This is a genomic window from Paraburkholderia lycopersici, from assembly GCF_900096975.1.
In the GTDB taxonomy this organism is placed as follows: domain Bacteria; phylum Pseudomonadota; class Gammaproteobacteria; order Burkholderiales; family Burkholderiaceae; genus Paraburkholderia; species Paraburkholderia lycopersici.
The window spans coordinates 91,379-113,730 of the sequence record NZ_FMYQ01000026.1; the positions used below are offsets into that span (position 1 = coordinate 91,379).

The 22,352-nt window shown below is 66.0% G+C and carries 17 protein-coding genes; all 17 read right to left on the minus strand.

The features are described 5' to 3' along the window. Window positions 1–18: 18 nt before the first annotated feature. The 17 genes from BLU17_RS24240 to BLU17_RS24320 all read right to left on the minus strand — a co-directional run bounded on the left by BLU17_RS24240 (window position 19) and on the right by BLU17_RS24320 (window position 21,716). Entirely contained in the window at window positions 19–1,218 is a 1,200-nt protein-coding gene (locus BLU17_RS24240; RefSeq protein ID WP_092002477.1) for an acetyl-CoA C-acyltransferase, read from the minus strand. Between the two features lie 34 nt (window positions 1,219–1,252). Further along, a complete protein-coding gene (locus tag BLU17_RS24245; RefSeq protein ID WP_092002480.1) occupies window positions 1,253–3,694 on the minus strand; it encodes a 3-hydroxyacyl-CoA dehydrogenase/enoyl-CoA hydratase family protein in 2,442 nt (813 codons plus the stop codon). Between the two features lie 152 nt (window positions 3,695–3,846). Then, on the minus strand, window positions 3,847–5,634 hold the full coding sequence (locus tag BLU17_RS24250; protein WP_092002482.1) for an acyl-CoA dehydrogenase C-terminal domain-containing protein: 1,788 nt from the start codon (window positions 5,632–5,634) through the stop codon (window positions 3,847–3,849). A gap of 66 nt (window positions 5,635–5,700) precedes the next feature. Continuing rightward, entirely contained in the window at window positions 5,701–6,300 is a 600-nt protein-coding gene (locus BLU17_RS24255) for a TetR/AcrR family transcriptional regulator (RefSeq protein WP_092002484.1), read from the minus strand. 289 nt (window positions 6,301–6,589) lie between these two features. Beyond that, the gene (clsB, locus tag BLU17_RS24260; protein ID WP_092002487.1) at window positions 6,590–7,978 is read right to left on the minus strand and encodes a cardiolipin synthase ClsB; all 1,389 of its coding nucleotides are present in this window, start codon (window positions 7,976–7,978) and stop codon (window positions 6,590–6,592) included. 7 nt (window positions 7,979–7,985) lie between these two features. Beyond that, window positions 7,986–8,462 (minus strand): dihydroneopterin triphosphate diphosphatase, encoded by a 477-nt coding sequence (gene nudB / locus BLU17_RS24265; RefSeq protein ID WP_092002538.1) that lies wholly within the window; start codon window positions 8,460–8,462, stop codon window positions 7,986–7,988. Window positions 8,463–8,634: 172 nt separating this feature from the next. Further along, window positions 8,635–10,440 carry an aspartate--tRNA ligase gene (gene aspS / locus BLU17_RS24270; RefSeq protein WP_092002496.1) on the minus strand — a complete coding sequence of 602 codons (1,806 nt, stop codon included), beginning with the start codon at window positions 10,438–10,440 and terminating at the stop codon, window positions 8,635–8,637. Window positions 10,441–10,502: 62 nt separating this feature from the next. Then, window positions 10,503–11,144, minus strand: coding sequence for a DUF502 domain-containing protein (locus BLU17_RS24275; protein ID WP_092002541.1), 642 nt, complete (start codon window positions 11,142–11,144; stop codon window positions 10,503–10,505). An 83-nt stretch (window positions 11,145–11,227) separates the two neighbouring features. Next, entirely contained in the window at window positions 11,228–11,581 is a 354-nt protein-coding gene (locus BLU17_RS24280) for an FmdB family zinc ribbon protein (RefSeq protein WP_092002499.1), read from the minus strand. A 207-nt stretch (window positions 11,582–11,788) separates the two neighbouring features. Further along, the gene (locus BLU17_RS24285; RefSeq protein WP_092002502.1) at window positions 11,789–12,439 is read right to left on the minus strand and encodes a methyltransferase domain-containing protein; all 651 of its coding nucleotides are present in this window, start codon (window positions 12,437–12,439) and stop codon (window positions 11,789–11,791) included. A gap of 19 nt (window positions 12,440–12,458) precedes the next feature. Further along, the gene (gene ubiB / locus BLU17_RS24290) at window positions 12,459–14,036 is read right to left on the minus strand and encodes a ubiquinone biosynthesis regulatory protein kinase UbiB (RefSeq protein WP_092002505.1); all 1,578 of its coding nucleotides are present in this window, start codon (window positions 14,034–14,036) and stop codon (window positions 12,459–12,461) included. 18 nt (window positions 14,037–14,054) lie between these two features. After that, complete coding sequence (locus BLU17_RS24295) at window positions 14,055–14,690, minus strand: ubiquinone biosynthesis accessory factor UbiJ (RefSeq protein ID WP_092002544.1); 636 nt, start codon at window positions 14,688–14,690, stop codon at window positions 14,055–14,057. Window positions 14,691–14,854: 164 nt separating this feature from the next. Further along, entirely contained in the window at window positions 14,855–15,868 is a 1,014-nt protein-coding gene (locus BLU17_RS24300; protein WP_092002508.1) for a Tim44 domain-containing protein, read from the minus strand. Window positions 15,869–15,904: 36 nt separating this feature from the next. Next, the gene (gene ubiE / locus BLU17_RS24305; RefSeq protein WP_092002516.1) at window positions 15,905–16,636 is read right to left on the minus strand and encodes a bifunctional demethylmenaquinone methyltransferase/2-methoxy-6-polyprenyl-1,4-benzoquinol methylase UbiE; all 732 of its coding nucleotides are present in this window, start codon (window positions 16,634–16,636) and stop codon (window positions 15,905–15,907) included. Window positions 16,637–16,724: 88 nt separating this feature from the next. Further along, the gene (locus tag BLU17_RS24310; protein WP_092002518.1) at window positions 16,725–17,147 is read right to left on the minus strand and encodes a gamma-butyrobetaine hydroxylase family protein; all 423 of its coding nucleotides are present in this window, start codon (window positions 17,145–17,147) and stop codon (window positions 16,725–16,727) included. A gap of 40 nt (window positions 17,148–17,187) precedes the next feature. Next, complete coding sequence (locus tag BLU17_RS24315; RefSeq protein WP_092002520.1) at window positions 17,188–17,619, minus strand: HIT family protein; 432 nt, start codon at window positions 17,617–17,619, stop codon at window positions 17,188–17,190. A gap of 41 nt (window positions 17,620–17,660) precedes the next feature. After that, window positions 17,661–21,716, minus strand: coding sequence for a DUF3683 domain-containing protein (locus BLU17_RS24320; protein WP_092002522.1), 4,056 nt, complete (start codon window positions 21,714–21,716; stop codon window positions 17,661–17,663). Window positions 21,717–22,352: the final 636 nt, after the last annotated feature.

Sequence of the window (22,352 nt, forward strand, 5' to 3'; positions counted from 1 at the left end):
TGCGCCAGCCGAGGCCGCTTACAGCCGCTCGATGATGCCCGCCGCGCCCATGCCGGTGCCGACGCACATCGTCACCATGCCGTACCGGTAGTTGCGGCGGCGCAGGCCGTGCACGACCGTCGAGGCGCGGATCGCGCCCGTTGCGCCGAGCGGGTGGCCCAGCGCGATCGCGCCGCCGAGCGGGTTGATCTTCGACGGATCGAGGCCCAAGTCCTGGATCACCGCCAGCGACTGCGCGGCGAACGCCTCGTTCAGCTCGATCCAGTCGAGGTCGTCCTGCTTGAGGCCGGCGGCCTTGAGCGCCGCCGGGATCGCTTCCTTCGGCCCGATGCCCATGATCTCCGGCGGCACGCCGCGCACCGCGAAACTCACGAAACGCGCGAGCGGCGTCAGGTTGAACTGCTTGAGCACCTTCTCGGAGACCACGATCAGCGCGCCCGCGCCGTCCGAAGTCTGCGAGCTGTTGCCGGCCGTCACCGAGCCCTTGCTGGCGAACACGGGGCGCAGCTTCGCGAGACCTTCGAGCGTGGTATCCGCGCGCGGGCCTTCGTCGAGTTCGATCGTGCGCTCCTTCACCGTCACTTCGCCCGAGGCGAGATCGGGGAAACGCTCGACGAGCGTGTACGGCGCGATCTCGTCCCTGAACTCGCCCGCCTGCTGCGCGGCGAGCGCGCGGCGATGCGATTCGACCGAGAACGCGTCCTGCGCCTCGCGGCTCACCTTCCAGCGCTCCGCGACCTTCTCGGCGGTCAGGCCCATGCCGTAGGCAATGCCGACGTCTTCACCGCGATCGAAGATGTGCGGCGAGAGCGACGGCTTGTTGCCCATCATCGGCACCATGCTCATCGACTCGCAGCCGCCCGCGATCATCGCGTCGGATTCGCCCACGCGGATGCGGTCGGCGGCCATGGCGAGCGCCGTGAGGCCCGACGCGCAGAAGCGGTTGACCGTCACGCCGCCCACGCTTTGCGGCAGCCCCGCCAGCAGCGCGCCGATGCGCGCCACGTTCAGGCCCTGCTCGGCCTCGGGAATCGCGCAGCCGACGATGGCGTCTTCGATCACGCTGGTATCGAGGCCGGGCACCTGCGCCACGGCCGACCGGATCGCGTGCACGAGCAGCTCGTCCGGTCGGGTGTTCCTGAACACGCCGCGCGGCGCCTTGCCGATGGGCGTGCGGCTCGCGGCGACGATGTAGGCGTCCTGCAACTGTTTGCTCATCTCTTGCTCCCGTATCTGGTGTGCGTCGGGCCGCTCAATTGCGCACCGGCTTGCCGGTTTGCAACATGCCCATGATGCGTTCCTGCGTCTTCTGCGTGCCGAGCAGATCGACGAAGGCGCGGCGTTCGAGCTTGAGCAGCCATGCCTCGTCGACCGTGCTGCCCGCCTCGACGTCGCCGCCGCACACGGCTTCCGCGATGCGGCTCGCAATCAGGAAGTCGTGATCGCTGATGAAACGGCCGTCGCGCAGGTTGACGAGCGACGCCTTGATGGTCGAGATCGCCGAGCGGCCCGCCACCGGAATCTGCGTCGCCCGCAGCGGCGGACGGTAGCCCGCCGCGGCGAGCGCACGCGCTTCCTGCTTCGCGGTGTCGAGCAGTTCGAACACGTTAAAGACGATCGTGTCCGAGGGCTTCAGATAGCCCATCGCGCGCGCCTCGTGCGCCGAGCCCGAAACCCTGGCCGTCGCGGCGTTTTCGAACGACTTCTGCAGGAAGCGCAGGAGATCGCCCGGCGCCGCGCCGATCGCCTGGGCGCCTTCGGCCGCGCGAATCGCCGCTTCCTTCAGGCCGCCGCCGGCCGGCACGAGGCCCACCCCCACTTCCACGAGACCCACGTAGCTCTCGACGTGCGCCACCCGCTTCGCGCTATGCAGCATGATTTCGCAGCCGCCGCCGAGCGCGATGCCCGACACTGCCGCGACCACCGGCACGTTCGCGTACTTCACGCGCAGCATCGTGTCCTGGAACTTCTTCACGAACGGCTCGATGCCCTTCGCGCCGCCCATCATGAACGCGGGCATCGCCTCTTCGAGGTTCGCGCCGGCCGAGAACGGGCCGCCCGGCGTGCCGAGCCTGAGCGACGTCGGCTGCCAGATCACGACGCCCTTGTAGCCCGCCTCCGCGATCTCGATGGCCTTCACGAGCGAATCGAGCACGCCCGGCCCCATCGTGTTCATCTTGCTCTTGTACGAAACGATGACGACGTCGTCCTCGCCCGCGCGGTCGTCGGTCCAGGCGCGCAGGTGCTCGTTCTCGAACAGCGTCTTGCCGAAGGTCTTCGGATCGCGCGCGTTCGTTTCGCCGAACAGCGCCGCGCGAAACACCTGGCGCTCGTACACCGGCAGATTCGAGCGCGGCGCGAAGCGCGCTCCGGCGGGCGACCACGAGCCTTCCCCGCCGTGCACGCCGCCGTTCTCCGCAACCGGGCCTTCGAACACCCACGCGGGCAACGGCGCGTTCGAAAGCGCCTTGCCGGCGTCGATGTCTTCCTTCACCCATTCGGCGACCTGCTTCCAGCCGGCGGCCTGCCAGCCTTCGAACGGGCCTTCGTTCCAGCCGAAGCCCCAGCGGATCGCGAGATCGACGTCGCGCGCGTTGTCGGCGATCGACTGCAGATGCACGCCGATGTAATGGAACACGTCGCGGAAAATCGACCACAGGAACTGCGCCTGCGGGTGCTGCGTTTCGCGCAGCAGCTTCAGGCGCTCCGCAGGCGCACGCTTGAGGATGCGGCCCACGAGTTCGTCGGCCTTGCCGCCGCCGTCGACGTACTCGCCCGTGTTCGCGTCGAGCACCTTGATCGCCCGGCCTTCCTTGCGATAGAAGCCCGCGCCCGTCTTCTGGCCGAGCGCGCCCTTCGCCACGAGGCCCGCGAGCACGGCGGGCGTCTCGTAGACCGGGAAGAACGGATCGTCCTTCAGGTTGTCCTGCATCGTCTTGATGACGTGCGCCATCGTGTCGAGGCCCACGACGTCGGCGGTGCGGAACGTCGCCGACTTCGCGCGGCCGAGGCGCGCGCCCGTCAGGTCGTCGACTTCGTCGAAGCGCAGACCGAACCGCTTCGCCTCGGCGATCACCGCGAGGATCGAGAACACGCCCACGCGGTTCGCGATGAAGTTCGGCGTGTCCTTCGCGCGCACGACGCCCTTGCCCACCACGCTCGTGAGGAACGTTTCGAGCTGGTCGAGGATGTCGGGCTTCGTGTGCGCGGTCGGGATCAGCTCCACGAGGTGCATGTAGCGCGGCGGGTTGAAGAAGTGCACGCCGCAGAAGCGCGCCTTCAACGCGTCGTCGAAGCCTTGCGAGAGTTCGGTGATCGACAGGCCCGAGGTGTTGCTCGCGAAGATCGCGTTCGGGCCGAGGTGCGGCGCGACCTTCTTGTAGAGGTCGTGCTTCCAGTCCATGCGCTCGGCGATCGCCTCGATCACCACGTCGCATTCGGCGAGCTTCGCGATGTCGTCTTCGTAGTTCGCCGGCGTGATGTATTGCGCGTCGTCCTTCACGCCGAACGGCGCGGGCGAGAGCTTCTTCAGGTTCTCGACCGCCTTCAGCGCGATGGCGTTCTTCGGGCCTTCCTTCGCGGGCAGATCGAACAGCAGCACGGGCACGCGCGCGTTGATGAGATGCGCCGCGATCTGCGCGCCCATCACGCCGGCGCCGAGCACGGCCACCTTGCGAATAATGAGATTGCTCACGTTGTTCCTCCAGCGGATATGCAATGTCGAGCGGATTGGGGAGTGTGGGCGGCGCACACCGGCGTGTTGCCGGTTTGGCGCGCCGCCTTCGGGCATTCGATGAACCGGCGCGGCGCGCGCATCAAGCACCTGAAGGCGCGCCGCGTGGACGCCTAGAACAGCGCTTCGTCGACTTCCATCAGCGTCTTCGAGCCCGCGCGCGCCTGGCGGATCGAGGTCGCCGTTTCGGGCAGCAGCTTCGCGAAATAGAAACGCGCCGTGGCCAGCTTCGACTTGTAGAACGGATCGCCCGACGCTTCCTTGTCGAGCGCGATGCGCGCCATGCGCGCCCAGAAGTACGCGAACACGAGATGGCCGGCCGTGCGCAGGTACGGCACCGCGGCCGCGCCGACTTCGTCGGGGTTCTGCATGGCCTTCATGCCGATTTCCATCGTGAGCTTCTGCACCTTGTCGCCGATGTCGGCGAGCGGGTTCACGAACTCCTGCATCTCCGGCTTGACGCCTTCGCTCTCGACGAATTCCGTCACGAGCTTGCCGAACTTCTTGAGCTTCGCGCCCATGTCGCCGAGCACCTTGCGGCCCAGCAGGTCGAGCGACTGGATCGTGTTCGTGCCTTCGTAGATCTGGTTGATGCGTGCGTCGCGCACGTACTGCTCCATGCCCCACTCGGAGATGAAGCCGTGGCCGCCGAACACCTGCATACCGAGGTTGGTGCTCTCGAATGCGTTGTCGGTGAGGAACGCCTTGATGATCGGCGTGAGCAGCGCCACGAGATCGGCGGCTTCCTTGCGCGCGCTTTCGTCGACGTGCGACAGCTCCTTGTCGATCTGCAGCGCGGCCCAGTAGGTGAACGCGCGGGCGCCTTCGGCCCAGGCCTTCTGCGTGAGCAGCATCCGGCGCACGTCGGGGTGGACGATGATCGGGTCGGCGGGCTTGTCCGGCGCCTTCGGGCCGGTCAGCGAGCGCATCTGCAGACGCTCCTTCGCATACGCAAGCGCGTTCTGGTACGCGACTTCGGTGAGGCCGAGGCCCTGCATCCCGACGCCCAGGCGCGCGGCGTTCATCATCACGAACATGGCGTTCAAGCCCTTGTTCGGTTCGCCGACGAGCCAGCCCTGCGCGCCGTCGAGATTCATCACGCAGGTCGCGTTGCCGTGAATGCCCATCTTGTGCTCGATCGACCCGCACTTGATGCCGTTGCGCTCGCCCGCTTCGCCCGCCGCCGTGGGGATGAACTTCGGCACGACGAAGAGCGAGATGCCCCGCGTGCCCGGCGGCGCGTCCGGCAGGCGCGCGAGCACGAGATGGACGATGTTGGCCGACATGTCGTGCTCGCCGCTCGAGATGAAGATCTTCGTGCCGGTGATCGCGTACGAGCCGTCCGCGTTCGGCTCGGCCTTCGTGCGCAGGATGCCGAGGTCCGTGCCGCAGTGCGGCTCGGTCAGGCACATGGTGCCCGTCCACACGCCTTCGACGAGCTTCGGCAGATAGGTCTTCTGGAGTTCGGGCGTGCCGTGCGCATGCAGGCACTCGTAGGCGCCGTGCGAAAGACCGGGGTACATGGTCCACGCCTGGTTCGCCGAATTCAGCATTTCGTAGAGCGCGTTGTTCACGAACGCGGGCAGGCCCTGGCCGCCGTATTCGGGATCGCAGCCGAGCGCGGGCCAGCCCGCCTCGACGTATTGCCGGTACGCTTCCTTGAAGCCGGCCGGCGTGGTGACCACGCCGTCGCCGGCGTACGTGCAGCCCTCGCGGTCGCCGACCTGATTCAGCGGAAACAGCACCTCAGAGCAGAACTTGCCGGCTTCCTCGAGCACCTGGTTGATGGTGTCGGCGTCGAGGTCGGCGTGCTTCGGCATCTGCTTCACTTCGCCTTCCACGTTCAGCAGTTCGTGCAGCACGAACTGCATGTCGCGCAGCGGCGCGGTGTACTGTCCCATGTCTTCTCTCCAAAATTTGAGCTTCGGCTCCCTCGCGCGCCGCCGCGTGGGTCGTGCGGCCGGGCGCTACCGGGTCTCGCTCTGATACGAAACGATCAGCTTCTCGAACGCGGCCCACGTATGGTCGACAGCGTCCGGCAGATGCAGGAAGCGGCCGTCATGATGCAGACCGAGCGTAATGCTATAGAGCTCGAAGAGCATGAGCGCAGGATCGGTGTCCTTGCGCAGATGCCCTTCCTCGATTGCCTGCGAAATGGCCCTCAGGAGCGCCGCACGCCACATCGACACGCTTGCCACCAGCGTTTCGCGCACCTGGCTGTCCGCGCGGTCGTCGTACTCGACCGCGCCGCTGATGTAGATGCAGCCGGTCATGACTTCGTGAATGCGCTTCTCGATCCATCGCGAGAGCATCGCACGCAGACGCGGCAAACCCCGCGGCTCTCGCAAGCTCGGAAAGAAGACTTCTTCCTCGAATCGACGGTGGTACTCGCGCACCACCTCGACCTGCAGGTCTTCCCGAGACCCGAAGTGGGCGAAAACGCCACTCTTGCTCATCTGCATGCGCTCGGCGAGCAGACCGATGGTCAGTCCTTCCAGTCCATCGCGTCCCGCGAGGTCGAGTGCCGCATCCAGAATGGCGGCTCGTGTCTGTTCGCCTTTTCGCATAGCTTTTTTTACCGTAACGATGTGGCCGCGATGTCGCCGTCAACTACCAGTCAACTGCTCGCATCAGGGCCTGAATTAAATCGAACGGCCGTACTATTGTTGAGGACAGCCGTCCGCGAAACAAGGACTTTATTAGAAACCGATTTCTAACCGATCCTCTAATTTTCGGGCTTCGGGCACCGCGCGCAAGCCGACATTCTCTCGATTGCACGCTCGGTGATTCGTATGGCAGGCGCTCGCGCGCGCCTCGTCTCCGTGTCTTTTCGTTCGAGTGGCTTCATTCGAATGGCTAGTCGTAGCCACCCACGGTAATGAGCTTCATGACCGCGCGATAAAACGCCCATGCGAACCAGTTCCCTGCGCGCACGTGCCACGGCCGCGCGTCGTGGCGCGCGCGGTCGATCTGCACCGACTCGCCGAACGCCGCGAGAATCGCGTCGCGAAGCTGCTGGATCTGCCGATGCTGCACGAGCAGCACGTTCGCTTCGTTGTTGAGCACGAGGCTGAGCGCGTCGAGGTTCGAGGAGCCCACGGTCGCCCAGCGCGAATCGACGACGGCCACCTTGCCGTGGAGCATCGTCTTTTCGTATTCCGCAATCTGCACGCCGGCGCTGAGCAACTGGTCGTAAAGGAAAGGCACGCCGTAGTCGAGCACCTTGAATTCCTTTCGTCCGACCAGAAGCCTGACCGCGACGCCGCGCTGTGCGGCGCAAACGAGCGCGCGGCGCAGACGCCGTCCCGGCATGAAGTAGGGATTGGCGAGCAGCACTTCCTTGCGCGCCTCGGCGATGGCGTCGAGGTAGGCCTTTTCGATGGCGCGCCGGTTCACCACGTTGTCTCGCGCGACGAAGGCAACGCAGGGCACGTGCGCCGTGCGCGGGTCGCGCACGCTCGCGCGCAGGCGCTCGCGCAAACGTACGAAGAAACGCGCCGCTCGCGAGGAACGCACGGCGGGTTCGAGCGCGCGCAGTGCGTCGTCGATGATCTGCGTGGGGCGGCCCACCGTATGACCGGTAGGATGCGGCGACATGAATCCCGCGCTCGCGGGCACGCCCGGCGAGAGCGGCGCAGGCAGCGGCGGCCGGTAGCCGAGCCGGATGCGCCGCCACTGCTGCTCGATCGCGAGGCGCACGTCCACGACCACGGGGCCATGCAGCTCGACGGCAAAATCCCAGCGCGGATACGGCAGCTTGCGGCCGTCCTGCTCGATATCGTCGATCACGTTGATGCCGCCGCAATACGCGAACTGGTCGTCGATCACGGCGAGCTTGCGGTGCGTGCGCGAAAAGCCGAAGCGGCCAAAGATGTGAGGGTTGTAGACACGATGCTCGACGCCCGCCCCCGGCCAGGTTTCGAAGAGCGCGATGCGCGGCGAGCCGATGCCGTCGGTGATGACGCGCACGCGCACGCCGCGGCCCACCGCTCGCAGGAGCGCATCGGAGAGCGCGCGGCCGATCTCGTCGTCGCAGAAAATGTAGGTTTCGAGCGCGACGTCGCGCGTGGCGGCGTCGATGCGCGCGATCATCGCGGTGAAGAGTTCGGCGCCCGAGCCGAACAAGCGTATGTCGTTGCCGCTCGTGAAGCGGTAGCGCGAGCGATAGCGGCGGCCCAGCAGCGCCTCGCGCAGCCTCACGATACGCTGCGATTCGATGCCGGGGGCGGAACTCGTCTCGCTCATCTTCCCCTCACCCGCGGGCGCTGCGCAGCCGCTCGGGCAACTGCAGGATCGCCTCGCGATTCGACCACGAGAAACATTTCGCTGCAGCTTCCTCGTAAGGCAGCCACAAATGAGCCGTATGCTCGCGCGGCGCGAGCGTGACGGCCGTGCCCTGGGGCACCTCCAGGCTGAACCAGTGCTCGGTGTTGCGCGTGACGCCCGGCGCGTAGCGATGGCGCCAGACAGGATAGATTTCGTACTCGATCTCGTGACGCCAGTCGAGCAGCGCCGCTTCGGGCACGCCGCCCTCGCCGACGATAATGCCGGTTTCTTCGCCCACCTCGCGCATGGCGGTCGCGACGAACGGCTCGTCGGGCCGATCTTTGGAGCCCGTGACCGACTGCCAGAAGCCAGGCCGGTCTGTGCGTTCGATGATCAGGACGTCCAGTTGCGGCGTGTGGATGACGACAAGTACGGATTCCGGAATCTTCGGCGGCTTCTGCATGGCGATGGAGCGGATTGGGAACGCGCGCTGCGCGCTGACAGCGCGCCTGAAGTAATTTAACGCAAAAAGCAAAAAAGGCGCACGAGCGCCTTTTTGCTGTTGCGGTACCCAAGCCCGCGGTGGGCGCCGGGCGGGTCGCCCGGCAACTTGCTGGCGCTTGACCCGCGCCGGCTTACTGCGCCGCCTTCTGCTCGGGCTGACGCAGACGGATGTGCAGTTCGCGCAGCTGACGCTCGTCCACCGGGCTCGGCGCCTGCGTGAGCAGACACTGGGCGCGCTGCGTCTTCGGGAACGCGATCACGTCGCGGATCGAATCGGCGCCGGCCATCATCGTGACGATGCGGTCCAGACCGAACGCGATGCCGCCGTGCGGCGGCGCGCCGTACTGCAGCGCGTCGAGCAGGAAGCCGAACTTCGCGCGCGCTTCGTCCGGACCGATCTTCAGGGCGCGGAACACCTTGCTCTGCACGTCTTCCTGATAGATACGCACCGAGCCGCCGCCGATTTCCCAGCCGTTCAGCACCATGTCGTAAGCCTTGGCGAGGCAGCGGCCCGGATCCGTTTCGAGGTATTCCAGGTGTTCGTCCTTCGGGCTCGTGAACGGGTGGTGCGCGGCCACGTAGCGGCTTTCTTCCTCGTCGTACTCGAACATCGGAAAGTCGATGACCCACAGCGGCTTCCAGCCCTTCTCGACGAGGCCGTTGGCACGGCCGAACTCCGAGTGGCCGATCTTCAGGCGCAGCGCGCCGAGGCTGTCGTTCACGACCTTCGCGCGGTCGGCCGCGAAGAAGATGATGTCGCCGTCCTGCGCGCCCGTGCGCTCGACGATCGCGGCAATGGCGGCGTCATGCAGGTTCTTGACGATCGGGCTTTGCAGACCGTCGCGGCCCTTCGCGACTTCGTTGACCTTGATCCACGCGAGACCCTTCGCGCCGTAAATGCGCACGAATTCCGTGTAGCCGTCGATGTCGCCGCGCGAAAGCTCGCCGCCCTTCGGCACGCGCAGCGCCGCGACGCGGCCGTCCTTCGTGTTGGCCGGCGCGCTGAACACCTTGAAGTCGACGTCCCGCACCGCGTCGGTCAGCTCGGTGAATTCGAGCTTCACGCGCAGGTCCGGCTTGTCCGAGCCGAAGCGGCTCATTGCTTCCGAGTACTGCATCACCGGGAACTTCGCGTCGAGCTCGACACCGATCGTTTCCTTGAACACGTGACGCGCCATGTCCTCGAACAGGTCGCGGATTTCCTGCTCGCCGAGGAACGACGTTTCGCAGTCGATCTGCGTGAATTCGGGCTGGCGATCGGCGCGCAGGTCCTCGTCGCGGAAGCACTTGACGATCTGGTAGTAGCGATCGAAGTTCGCCACCATCAGCAGCTGCTTGAAGAGCTGCGGCGACTGCGGCAGCGCGAAGAACTGGCCCGCGTTCACGCGCGACGGCACGAGGTAGTCGCGCGCGCCTTCCGGCGTGCTCTTCGTGAGCATCGGCGTTTCGATGTCGATGAAGCCGAGCGCGTCGAGATACTTGCGCACGGCCATCGTCACACGGTAGCGCAGGCGCAGGTTGTGCTGCATCTGCGGGCGGCGCAGGTCGAGCACGCGATGCGTGAGGCGCGTGGTTTCCGAGAGGTTGTCGTCGTCGAGCTGGAACGGCGGCGTGACCGACGCGTTGAGCACCACGAGCTCGTGGCACAGCACCTCGATCTTGCCGCTCGTGAGGTTGGCGTTGACCGTGCCTTCCGGACGATTGCGAACGACGCCCTTCACCTGGACGCAGAATTCGTTGCGCACGCCTTCGGCGACCTTGAACATCTCCGCGCGATCGGGGTCGCAGACCACCTGGACGAGGCCCTCGCGGTCGCGCAGGTCGATGAAGATGACGCCGCCATGGTCACGGCGGCGATGCACCCAACCGCACAGCGAAACAGTTTGGCCCAGCAGCTGTTCGGTCACCAGACCGCAGTATTCAGATCTCATCGACATGATGTTCGTCTTTCGTTATGCATGAATGAACGGCAGCGTCGCGCGACGCGCGTCGTCCGGTATTAAAGCGGGGGATCGATGGGGCGGCGAGGAGAGGCGGCCGGCGCGACCACGCCCATCGAAACAATATACTTGAGCGCAGCGTCGACGGTCATGTCCAGCTCGACCACCTCGCTCTTCGGCACCATCAGGAAGAAGCCCGACGTGGGATTCGGCGTAGTCGGCACGTACACGCTCACGTGATCTTCCTGCAGGTGGTTGACCACGTCGCCGCCCGGAATGCCGGTGAGAAACGCGATCGTCCACGAACCCTTGCGCGGATACTCGATCAGGAGCGCCTTGCGAAATGCGTTGCCGTTGCTCGAAAGCAGTGTATCGGAAACCTGCTGGATACTCCCGTACAGGGGTCCGATGATCGGAATGCGTCGCACCAGCGCGTTCCACCACTCCACCAGTTTCTGGCCGATGAAGTTGTGCGTGAGCAGGCCCACCACGAAGATGAACGCGAGCGTGAGCACCGCGCCGAGGCCCGGCAGGCGCACGCCGAACACACGCTCCGGCCGCCACGATTCGGGCAGCCAAAGCAGCGTCTGATCCATCGTGCCGATGACGAGATTGAGCACCCACAGCGTGATAGCCAGCGGCACCAGCACCAGCAGGCCGGTCAGGAATACCGATTTGAACGTCGCTTTCTTGATCGTCATGTACACCGCCATGCGGGGCCGCGCACGGCGCGGCTTCTGCGCGGCGCGATTTCCCGTCTTCCGGGCCATCGCGCCGCAGGTTGTCAGGTCGAGGCCGCCGGGCTGGGCGTGCTCGCTGCGGGCGCTGCTGCGCCCGAACCGCTCGCCGCGCTCTCGCCCGCCGGCTTGGTGCCTTCCGACGACGACGCACCCTCGCCAGCGGCGTCCTTCGCACTCGTGGCCGCGCCGCTCGTGCCGCCGCCGTTTCCGCCGTTACCGCCCCGGAAATCGGTGACGTACCAGCCCGAGCCCTTTAGCTGGAAGCCGGCTGCCGTGACCTGTTTGCGAAAGGCGTCCGCGCCGCAGTTCGGGCACTGCGTCAGGGGCGCATCGCTGATCTTTTGCAGCACGTCCTTGTCGAAGCCGCACGACTCGCAGCGATAAGCGTAGATCGGCATGATCTCTATCCTGATGAAAATCTGATAATTGCTTGCAAAGCCTTGAATTATAGCCGCAAACCAGGATCGCCCCTGGCATTTACCGGGGCTGGGTGCCCTGCGGGGAGAGTCGGAGGGGTCGCGGCCGCCTTCATGCAGATAAGGGCGGCTGGCTTGCGGATCAAGGGCGCGCATGCGGCGCGCGTCCGCGCGCCCGCTGAATGCGCCTCAGGCGCGCACTGGCGCAGCGTCGTTGCGACGCCACACGAGCCAACGCTCGCGCCCCGCGAACACCGGCAGCGAATCGGCGACGGGCTCGTCATCCACAAGCGTGAAGAACGGGGTGAGCAATGCGTCGAGTTCGTCGCGCGCGATCGCGAACGGTGGCCCCTTGGGCGTCTCGCCGATAAAGAAGTAACCCGCCAGCAACGCACCGGGCGCGAGCAGCTCGGCCATGCGAGCGGCGTAGCTGGCGCGCTGCGCTTTGGGCAGCGCGCACAGAAAGGCGCGCTCGAACACCCACCCGGGAGCGAACGGCGGCGTATAGGCATAGAAGTCCGCCTCCTCGACCACGCCCGCGTACTGGCCCAGCGCCGCGCGCGCGCTCGCGACCGCGGCAGGGGCGAAGTCGATGGCGCGCACCGTGCGCCCGTGCCCGGCGAGCCAGCGCGCCTCCCAGGCGTTGCCGCAGCCAGGAATCAGCACTGCTGCGTCGGGGTGCGCGGCGGCGAAGGCCTCGAACGCGCGCTGCACGCCCGCCTGGTCCCACGGCGTGAAGCCGCGTTCGAAACGCTCGTCCCAGAACGAGGGCGACGCCGGGTCGCGGGTTTCGAACTCGGGCGCTTCGCCGGGTTGCTGCGGGAGGGTCGGTTCGCTCATCGTCTCATTCCTTGTCTTGTCAGCCGCCATAGGCGAACGCGAGCCACATGCGCGCGGCCACCATGCCCACGCCAACGGCCACGCCGAACACCAGCAAACCCTGCAGCAGGCGGTTGGTGCGCCGTTGCTCGGCAAGCATCTGGCGGATCGTCTCGTCGTTGGCGTGACCGCTCGGCTCCTGGTGGTGCAGCAGCGCCTGATGCACGAGGCGCGGCAATTGCGGCAGCGTCTTGCTCCACTGCGGCGCCTCGATCTTGAAGCGCTCGTACCAGCCGCGCAAGCCGATCTGCTCCGTCATCCAGCGCTCGAGATACGGTTTCGCCGTTTTCCAGAGATCGAGCTCGGGATCGAGCGAGCGCCCGAGGCCCTCGACGTTGAGCATGGTCTTTTGCAGCAGCACGAGTTGCGGCTGGATCTCCACGTTGAAGCGGCGCGAGGTCTGGAAGAGGCGCAACAGCACCTGGCCGAGCGAGATGTCCTTCAGCGCGCGGTCGAAATACGGCTCGCACACGGCGCGGATGGCGCTCTCCAGTTCCTCGACGCGCGTATTGGGCGGCACCCACCCCGACTCGATGTGCAGCGTCGCCACGCGGTGATAGTCGCGCTTGAAGAACGCGAGGAAGTTCTGCGCGAGGTAGTTCTTGTCGAAGTCCGACAACGCGCCGACGATGCCGAAATCGAGCGCGATATAGCGGCCGAAATGCGCGGGATCGAGGCTCACCTGAATGTTGCCCGGATGCATGTCGGCGTGAAAGAAGCCGTCGCGGAACACCTGCGTGAAGAAGATCTCGACGCCCTCGCGCGCGAGCTTCGGAATGTCGACGCCCGCCGCGCGCAGCTTGTCCACCTGGCTGATGGGCACGCCGACCATGCGCTCCATCACGAGCACATTGGGCGTGCTGAACTCCCAGTACATCTCGGGCACGAGCAGCAGATCGAGGCCCGCGAAATTGCGGCGCAGCTGGCTGCCGTTGGCGGCCTCGCGCATGAGGTCGAGTTCGTCATGCAGGTATTTGTCGAACTCCGCGACCACCTCGCGCGGCTTCAGGCGCTTGCCGTCGGCCCACAGGCGCTCGGCCCATACGGCGAGATCGCGCAGCAGCGCGAGGTCGGAATCGATCACCGGACGCATGTTCGGGCGCAGCACCTTCACGGCCACCGGCTTGCCCGCGTGCTGGCCCGACTTCACCTTGGCGAAGTGCACCTGCGCGATCGAGGCGCTCGCCACCGGCACGCGCTCGAACTCGTCGAACAGCGCTTCGACAGGCGCGCCCAGCGACTTTTCGATCAGGCCGATCGCCACGTTCGAATCGAACGGCGGCACCTGGTCCTGGAGCTTCGCGAGTTCGTTGGCGATGTCTGAAGGCAGCAGGTCGCGGCGCGTAGACAGCACCTGGCCGAATTTCACGAAGATCGGGCCGAGGCTCTCCAGCGCGAGACGCAGACGCAAGCCGGGCGGATCGTCGAAACGGCGGCCGATCGTGGTGATGCGCAGAAGCAGCCGCACACGCCGGTCGTTGATCCGGCTCAGCATCATCTCGTCCAGCCCGAAGCGGATGACGGTGAAGAAAATCTTGAGGAAACGCAGAAGACGCATGTCTGGAAGGCCTGTTGACTAGCGCGAGCCGCGCGGCGCAGCGCTTTGGCTCGCGCCCCTGGCCTGTGATTTTTGTTCGAGTCGCTCGATGCGCTTTTCCGTGCGCGCCAGCGTATCGCGTGCGCGCGACAGCGCCTCGTTGAAGCCGTCGAGCTCGGCGCGCCGCACGAGCTGCGGGTTTTCGTCGAGCAGATATTCCGTGACCGAGCCGAGCACGTTACGCCCTGCGCGTAGCGCCTGCTCGCCGGCCGCGCGCGCAAACGACGCGATGCGCGAAGCGGGCGCGTCGCCGATGAGCTTGGCCAGGTCCTCTTCGGGTTCCCAGCGCAAGTGCTCGGCGAGCTTGCCGATGATCTGCGCAAACTCGGCGTCGCCCTCGATCTTCACGTGCTTCATCACGGCCGCCTGGCCGCCCTGCACGAACGAAGACAGTGCGCCCACAGGCAAAGAAAGCGTGACGTCGACGTCGCCCGCATCGTGGTCCTCGACGGCGCCCAGATAGCCGTCCGGCTGCACGAGGAGCGTGAGAACGACGGGCGGGCACGAAAGCCGCGCCGTCTTGCCGGCATACGGAGCGAGGCGGTCGCGAGCCCACGTTTCGCGGGCAAGCAGGTGATTGACGGCGGCAGCGAAGGGCTTGGCGGCGAGAGTCATCGGCATGGAATAAGAAAACCCGCACGGGCACAGGCCCGGGCGGGTTCCTATTGTAACGTTCGAGCCGGAGGATCGCGCCGCCACCCGACCCGGCGCGGCGGCTCACGTCACGCGGACCGCGTGATCTGAATCAAATCACGAAGCGGCCGGCTTCAAGCGCGAACTCAGTGTGAATCGACTTGCTGGATACCCGCGAGCAGCCAGCCTTCGCCCGACGTGCGCGACTTCGAAAGATTCCAGACCTCGACGAACGGTGCGGCCGGCTCGCCCATGCCTTCGCGGATCAGGCCGGAGAAGCGCACGCTCGCGAGATATTCGCTGCCGCGATCTTCCACGCCGAGCAGGTCCGCGTTGAGCTGTACGACGTCGGTCTGGTTGGGCTGCGAGCCGCGGCCCGCAAGATCGACCCGGATCTCGGCAAACATCTCGGGTGTCGTGAACTCGCGGATATCGTCCATGTTGCCCGCGTCCCACGCGGCCTGGAGGCGCACGAAATAGACCTTCGCGTTGCGCAGGAACGCTTCGGTGTCGAAGCCAGCCGGGATGGACGGCGGCGTTTCGATGTTCGGCGTACTGAGGGGGTTGGCTTCGGGCGCGAGGTACTGCCCCGTCGGCGGCGCCGAGTAGCGCGGCTCCTGCGGCTGATACCCGCCCGACGACTGGTTCAGGCCGCTGGACGAGGAATAACCGCCGCCCGCCTGGTACGCGGGTTCCGCCGCACGGCGGCGGCTCATGACCTTGCGGATCAGCCAGACGGCAACGATGGCGATCAGCGCGATCACGATCATGTTGGCCATCATGCCGGCGAACGCTTCGCCGAGACCGAAGTGCGAGAGCAGCGCCGCGATGCCGAGGCCGGCCGCGAGGCCTGCGATCGGCCCGAGCCAGCGGTTGCGGGCCGGTGCGGGCGTGGGTGCCGGCGTGCCGGGCGCGCGCTGGGCGCCGGCTTGCTGCGCGGGATTCGCAGGGCCTGGTTGCGCGGGCGGCGGCGTGGTGCTGCGCTGGGAGGCAATCGACGACTGCTTGCCGAAGCTACGGCCGCCCCCCATGCGGCGTGCCTCCGCGTCGAACGACGCCAGGCTGCCAGCCACCATCACGCCGACGAGGGCCAATACACCAATCTGTCTGGCCCACAATTTTGAAAGCTTTTGGAAAGCACGGGTTCGGGGCACAGACATGATGAAAATTCCTTTAAAGACAGTAGGTTGGGAACACTAATACTTTGTGCCGACGTGTAAGGCTACCACGCCAGCTGACAAATTGTAATATTTGACGGCATCGAGGCCGACTTGTTCCATCATCGTCTTGAGCGTTTCCTGGTCCGGATGCATGCGGATCGACTCCGCGAGATAGCGATAGCTGTCGGCGTCCTGAGCGAAGCGCTGGCCCAGCCACGGCAGCACCTTGAACGAATAGACGTCGTAGGCCTTCTTGAGCGGCTCCCAGACCTTCGAAAATTCGAGCACGAGCAGGCGCCCGCCCGGCTTGAGCACGCGGCGCATCTCGGCCAGCGCGGCGTCCTTGTGCGTCATGTTGCGCAGGCCGAATGCCACGGTCACCACGTCGAAGTAGTTGTCCGGAAAGGGAATTTTTTCGGCGTCGCAGAGCAGCGCGGGCGTGATGACGCCGTGGTCGATGAGGCGGTCGCGGCCCACGCGCAGCATCGACTCGTTGATGTCGGTGTGCCAGACCTCGCCGCCCGGACCGGCCTTCTTCGCAAACGCCATCGAAAGATCCCCGGTGCCGCCCGCGATGTCGAGCACCTTCGCGCCCGGCCGCACGTTCGCCTGCGCGATCGTGAACGTCTTCCATGCGCGGTGCAGCCCAGCCGACATCAGATCGTTCATCAGGTCGTAGTTCGAGGCAACCGAGTGGAACACGCCGGCCACCTTCTTCGCCTTGTCCTGTTCGTCGACTGTCTGATAGCCGAAGTGGGTTTTGCTCATCGCGCTCGTCCTTTCGCGGAAGGGTGTTCTGTTGGGGTGTGGACCGCTCTGTCAGCGAAGCGGCGGGGCAGGATCGTAACAGGAAGCGTCAGTGGCAGTGGCCGTGCGCGGCACCGCCGGGTGCCTGCGCCGCCATCGGCGTGTCGCGCTCGACGCCCGCCGCCTTCAGTTTGGCGAAATATTCGGCCCAGAGCTCGTCCTGGCGCGTGGCGAGCTCGTAGAGCTGGTCCCACGAATAGATGCCGGTGTTGTGCCCGTCCGAGAACGTGGGCTGCAGCGCGTAGTTGCCGACGCCTTCGAGCGCCGTGATCGTCACCTCGCGCTTGCCGGTCTGCAGCGTTTCCTGGCCGGGCCCGTGACCGCGCACCTCCGCCGACGGTGAATACACACGCATCAGTTCGAACGGAACGCGATAGCTTTCGCCGTTCGCATACTGGAGTTCGAGCACGCGCGAAAGGGCGTGCACCACGACGCCGGTCGGCACCGGCGTATCGGATTTCAGTCCACTCATGATCGTCCCTGCTGTTGGGCGGCCGCCGCCGCTTGCATGCTCAGGCCTGCGCCTCACCCATTTCCTGGCGCACCGCGTCGCGCAGCAGCGTGGCCTGCGCGCGGCGCTGGCCCAGCATCGCCTCTGACACCGTGCGCTGGCGCGGTGACCATACGGACATCGGGAAATGCGCGTCGTTAGTGAAGCGCGGGATCACGTGCCAGTGCACGTGCGGCACCTGATTGCCGAGACTCGCGAGATTCACCTTCGACGGCTGCATGACGCGGCGCAGCGCGCGTTCGACGGCGTACACCGCGCGCATCAGATGATCCCGGTCGGCCGCGCCGAGATCCGAGAACTCGGCGACGTGCGCATTCCAGATGACCCGGCAAAAGCCGGGATAGTCAGCCTCGGCGGTCGCGAGCACGATGCGCATGCGCTCGTCTTGCCACAGCACATCGCCGCCTTCCTCACTGCAGAATACGCATGCCATCGTCGTCCCCGAACCCGTTCACGGAAAATTGAGCGCTGCCATTAGACCAGCACGCGCTCGATTCCGCCATTGTTCGCGTTCTGAACGTAGTCCGCCATCCAGTTTTCGCCAAGCATGTGCCGGGCGATTTCCACCACGATGTAGTCGGCTTCGATGTTGGCGTCCTCGTTGTACCGCGACAGACCCTGGAGGCACGACGGGCAGCTCGTCAGAATCTTGACGTCCTGCGTCGTGCCCTGCCCGCCCGCTTCCTGCTGCGTGGCCGGCTGCACGCCGTTGGCGCCGCTGACGCCGGTCGCGGCGATCGGGATTCCGCGCAGCTTCGCCGCGCCCTTGCGGATTTCCTCTTCCTTGCGAAAGCGCACCTGCGTCGAAATGTCCGGGCGCGTGACGGCCAGCGTGCCCGATTCGCCGCAGCAGCGATCGTTCTTCTCGATCTTGTAGCCGTCTTTTTCCGAGCCCATCAGCTCGTTCACGAGCTTGATGGAGTCGATCGTCTTGATCGGCGTGTGGCACGGGTCGTGATACATGTAGCGCGTGCCCGTCACGCCGTCGAGCTTGATGCCCTTCTCCAGCAGGAATTCGTGGATGTCGATGATGCGGCAGCCCGGGAAGATCTTCTCGAATTCATAGCCCGCGAGCTGGTCGTAGCAGGTGCCGCACGACACGACCACGGTCTTGATGTCGAGGTAGTTCAGCGTGTTCGCCACGCGGTGGAACAGCACGCGGTTGTCGGTGACGATCTTTTCGGCCTTGTCGAACTGGCCCGAGCCGCGCTGCGGATAGCCGCAGCACAGGTAGCCCGGCGGCAGCACCGTCTGCACGCCCGCTTCCCAGAGCATGGCCTGGGTGGCGAGGCCGACCTGCGAAAAGAGGCGCTCCGAGCCGCAGCCGGGGAAGTAGAACACCGCTTCCGAATCGACGCTCGTCGTCTTCGGGTTGCGGATGATCGGCACGATCTTGTTGTCCTCGATGTCGAGCAGCGCGCGCGCTGTCTTCTTCGGCAGGTTGCCCGGCATCTTCTTGTTGACGAAGTGGATCACCTGCTCGACCACGGGCGGCTTGCCCGTCGTGGCGGGCGGATGCGCCGTCTGCTTCTTCACGACCTTCCTGAGCAGGTCGTTGCCGAGGCGCTGCGCCTTGTAGCCCACGCCCATCATCGCCGTGCGCGCGAGGTTGATGGTCTGCGGGTTCGTCGCGTTGAGGAAGAACATGCCGGCCGCGTTGCCCGCGTTGAACTTCTTCTTGCCCATCTTGCGCAGCAGGTTGCGCATGTTCATCGTCACGTCGCCGAAGTCGATCTTGACCGGACACGGCGTCACGCACTTGTGGCAGACCGTGCAGTGATCGGCCACGTCGTTGAACTCGTCCCAGTGCTTGATCGACACGCCGCGGCGCGTCTGCTCTTCGTAGAGGAACGCCTCGACCAGCAGCGAGGTCGCGAGGATCTTGTTGCGCGGGCTGTAGAGCAGGTTCGCGCGCGGCACGTGCGTCGCGCACACGGGCTTGCACTTGCCGCAGCGCAGGCAGTCCTTCACCGATTCGGCGATCGCGCCGATGTCGGACTGCTGCATGATGAGCGATTCGTAGCCCATCAGGCCGAACGACGGCGTGTAGGCGTTGCGCAGGTCGGCGCCGTCGAGCAGCTTGCCCGCGTTGAAGCGCCCTTCCGGATCGACGCGCTGCTTGTACGCGCGGAACTCGGCGATCTCCTCGTCGGTGAGGAATTCGAGCTTCGTGATGCCGATGCCGTGCTCGCCCGAGATCACGCCGTCGAGCGAGCGCGCGAGCTTCATGATGCGCGCGACCGCCGCGTGGGCGTCCTGCAGCATCTCGTAGTTGTCGGAGTTGACCGGGATGTTCGTGTGGACGTTGCCGTCGCCCGCGTGCATGTGCAGCGCCACGAACACGCGCCCGCGCAGCACCTTCTTGTGGATCGCCTGGGCTTCGTCGAGGATCGGCTTGAACGCGCCGCCGTTGAAGATCTGGCGCAGTTCCGCGCGGATCTCCTGCTTCCACGACACGCGCACCGTGCGATCCTGGGTCACGTGGAACACGTTGACGCCCGGTTGCGTATCGGCGCGGTCGGCGAACTTCTCGGCCAGCGCCTCATAGCCAAGCTGAACGAGTGAGTGCTGCGCCTCGCGCAACGGCATGTCGAGCTTTTCGCCGACGAACGTCCAGCGCTCGCGCACGCGCTTGAGCAGATCGAGCGCCTGCTGCACGCGGTCTTCGAGCAGTTCCGCAGACGGAATTTCGTTGGCGTCGTCGCTCTTGCCGAGCGGCAGCTTCCCTTCCTTGAAGAACGCTTCGAGCGCGTCGACCAGTTGCAGCTTGTTCTTGATCGACAGCTCGATGTTGATGCGCTCGATGCCGTCCGTGTACTCGCCCATGCGGTTGAGCGGGATCACGACGTCTTCGTTGATCTTGAACGCGTTGGTGTGCTTCGCGATGGCGGCCGTGCGGCTGCGGTCGAGCCAAAAACGCTTGCGCGCCTCGGCCGAGACCGCGACGAAGCCTTCGCCGCTCTTGCCGTTGGCCATGCGGACGACTTCCGAGGTGGCGGCGGCCACGGCATCGGCGTCGTCGCCGACGATGTCGCCGATCAGCACCATCTTCGGGAACGCGTTGCGCTTGCTCTTGGTCGCATAGCCGACCGCCCGCAGATAGCGCTCGTCGAGATGTTCGAGGCCCGCGAGAATCGCGCCGCCCTGCTTCGACGTCTCGAACAGATAGTCCTTGATTTCGACGATGCTCGGAATCGCCTCGCGCGCCTGGCCGAAGAATTCGAGGCAGACGGTGCGCGTGTGCGCGGGCATCTTGTACAGCACCCAGCGCGCCGACGTGATGAGCCCGTCGCAGCCTTCCTTCTGCACGCCCGGCAGGCCGGCGAGAAACTTGTCGGTGACGTCCTTGCCGAGTCCTTCCTTGCGAAAGCGCCTGCCCTCGATGTCGAGCGACTCGGTGCGCAGCAGCTTTTCGCCCGGCGCGTACTCGCCGTCGAACCAGTTCAGTTCGAAGCGCGCGACCGGAACGTCGTGGATCTTGCCCATGTTGTGGTCGAGGCGCGTGACTTCGAGCCAGTTGCCCTGCGGATCGACCATGCGCCACCAGGCGAGGTTGTCGAGCGCCGTGCCCCACAGCACTGCCTTCTTGCCGCCCGCGTTCATCGCGACGTTGCCGCCGATGCACGACGCGTCGAGCGAAGTCGGATCGACCGCGAACACGAAGCCCGCGGCGTCGGCGGCCTCGGTCACGCGGCGCGTGACCACGCCCGCCCCCGAAAAGATCGTCGCCACCTTGCGGTCCACGCCCGGCAGGTCGGTCATTTCCACGGGACCGAGCTGCTCCAGCTTTTCGGTGTTGATGACGGCCGAGAACGGCGTGAGCGGCACCGCGCCGCCCGTATAGCCCGTGCCGCCCCCGCGCGGAATCACGGTGAGGCCGAGTTCGAAACACGCCTTGATGAGGCCCGCGATTTCGGCTTCGGTGTCGGGCGTCAAGACGACGAACGGATATTCCACGCGCCAATCGGTCGCGTCGGTCACGTGCGAGACGCGCGCGATTCCGTCGAAGCGGATGTTGTCCCTCGCCGTGCGCTTGCCGAGCACCTTCGTCGCGCGGCGGCGCAGATCGGCCATTTTCTCGAATTCGCCCGCGAAGGCGTCGATCGCGCGGCGCGCGGCGGCGATCAGCGTTTCCACGCGCGCGGCGCGGTTCACGCCTTCCTCGTCGGCATGCTCGACCAGGTCGGCGCGGCGGCGCTTCTCGATTTCGGCGATGCGGTGGTTCAGCGCTTCGATCAGCAGTGCGCGGCGCCTGGGATTGTCGAGCAGATCGTCCTGCAGATACGGATTGCGGCGCACGACCCAGATGTCGCCCAGCACTTCGTAGAGCATGCGCGCCGAGCGGCCGGTGCGGCGCTCGGCGCGCAGTTCGGCGAGCGCGTTCCACGCCGCTTCGCCAAGCAGGCGGATAACGATTTCACGGTCCGAAAAGGACGTGTAGTTGTAGGGAATCTCGCGCAGGCGCGGTTCGATGTCGGCGGCCACGGCGGCGGCGGCGCCGTGAGGATCGAAAACTTGAGGTGCGTTCATGGTTGGACGACTCTTTGAGCCAGCCCCGCGCACGGCTCACGGCCGGTGCGACAGGGGCTGACGGGGCGCGTGGGGCGCTATTCTGAAATCGTGTCCGCCTGGGGCAGGCTGCGGACGAAAGGGGTGGGGAGGCACATGGCGGCAACGCTCACGCCGATGGTTCCCCGGCGCTCGGACTTAGCGACACGATCGTGCGTGGCGGACGTGCCGCTGCGCCGCGGGGCGGGTCTCGCGCCGTGCGGGCATCAAATGGGCTGTCCGAGGTTGCCAGTGCATCTTCCGATCCTTGTTTCAAAACCGGATTTTAACGCATGATCCGCACCCGCGCTGACGCCGCGTGGGAATGCTGTCAGACACGGAAGATTCATCCGCGCCGACCGGCGGCGGGCATGCCAGAGCGGCCCGCCGGCCCTTCCCGGGTGGTCCGGGCCGGCCGCCAGAGCGGGAGCCGTTGGCGCTATCATCTACGTTTTCCTTTCCCGTCCCGCGCCCGGCGCGTCCTCGCATGGCCTCCCACGACGATTACCTGAAGAAAATCCTCACCGCCCGCGTCTACGACGTGGCCCGCGAGACCGAGCTCGAGCGCGCGCCGAACCTCTCGGCGCGCCTGCGCAACCCCGTCTTCCTCAAGCGCGA

Coding starts and splice junctions, on each gene's coding strand:
- BLU17_RS24315 (WP_092002520.1), bottom strand. CDS start 17,619: ATGGCATGCGTATTCTGCAGTGAGGAAGGCGGCGATGTGCTGTGGCAA.
- BLU17_RS24285 (WP_092002502.1), bottom strand. CDS start 12,439: ATGAGCGAACCGACCCTCCCGCAGCAACCCGGCGAAGCGCCCGAGTTC.
- BLU17_RS24300 (WP_092002508.1), bottom strand. CDS start 15,868: ATGTCTGTGCCCCGAACCCGTGCTTTCCAAAAGCTTTCAAAATTGTGG.
- nudB (WP_092002538.1), bottom strand. CDS start 8,462: ATGCAGAAGCCGCCGAAGATTCCGGAATCCGTACTTGTCGTCATCCAC.
- aspS (WP_092002496.1), bottom strand. CDS start 10,440: ATGTCGATGAGATCTGAATACTGCGGTCTGGTGACCGAACAGCTGCTG.
- clsB (WP_092002487.1), bottom strand. CDS start 7,978: ATGAGCGAGACGAGTTCCGCCCCCGGCATCGAATCGCAGCGTATCGTG.
- ubiB (WP_092002505.1), bottom strand. CDS start 14,036: ATGCGTCTTCTGCGTTTCCTCAAGATTTTCTTCACCGTCATCCGCTTC.
- BLU17_RS24255 (WP_092002484.1), bottom strand. CDS start 6,300: ATGCGAAAAGGCGAACAGACACGAGCCGCCATTCTGGATGCGGCACTC.
- BLU17_RS24280 (WP_092002499.1), bottom strand. CDS start 11,581: ATGCCGATCTACGCTTATCGCTGCGAGTCGTGCGGCTTCGACAAGGAC.
- BLU17_RS24250 (WP_092002482.1), bottom strand. CDS start 5,634: ATGGGACAGTACACCGCGCCGCTGCGCGACATGCAGTTCGTGCTGCAC.
- ubiE (WP_092002516.1), bottom strand. CDS start 16,636: ATGAGCAAAACCCACTTCGGCTATCAGACAGTCGACGAACAGGACAAG.
- BLU17_RS24295 (WP_092002544.1), bottom strand. CDS start 14,690: ATGACTCTCGCCGCCAAGCCCTTCGCTGCCGCCGTCAATCACCTGCTT.
- BLU17_RS24240 (WP_092002477.1), bottom strand. CDS start 1,218: ATGAGCAAACAGTTGCAGGACGCCTACATCGTCGCCGCGAGCCGCACG.
- BLU17_RS24275 (WP_092002541.1), bottom strand. CDS start 11,144: ATGACGATCAAGAAAGCGACGTTCAAATCGGTATTCCTGACCGGCCTG.
- BLU17_RS24320 (WP_092002522.1), bottom strand. CDS start 21,716: ATGAACGCACCTCAAGTTTTCGATCCTCACGGCGCCGCCGCCGCCGTG.
- BLU17_RS24310 (WP_092002518.1), bottom strand. CDS start 17,147: ATGAGTGGACTGAAATCCGATACGCCGGTGCCGACCGGCGTCGTGGTG.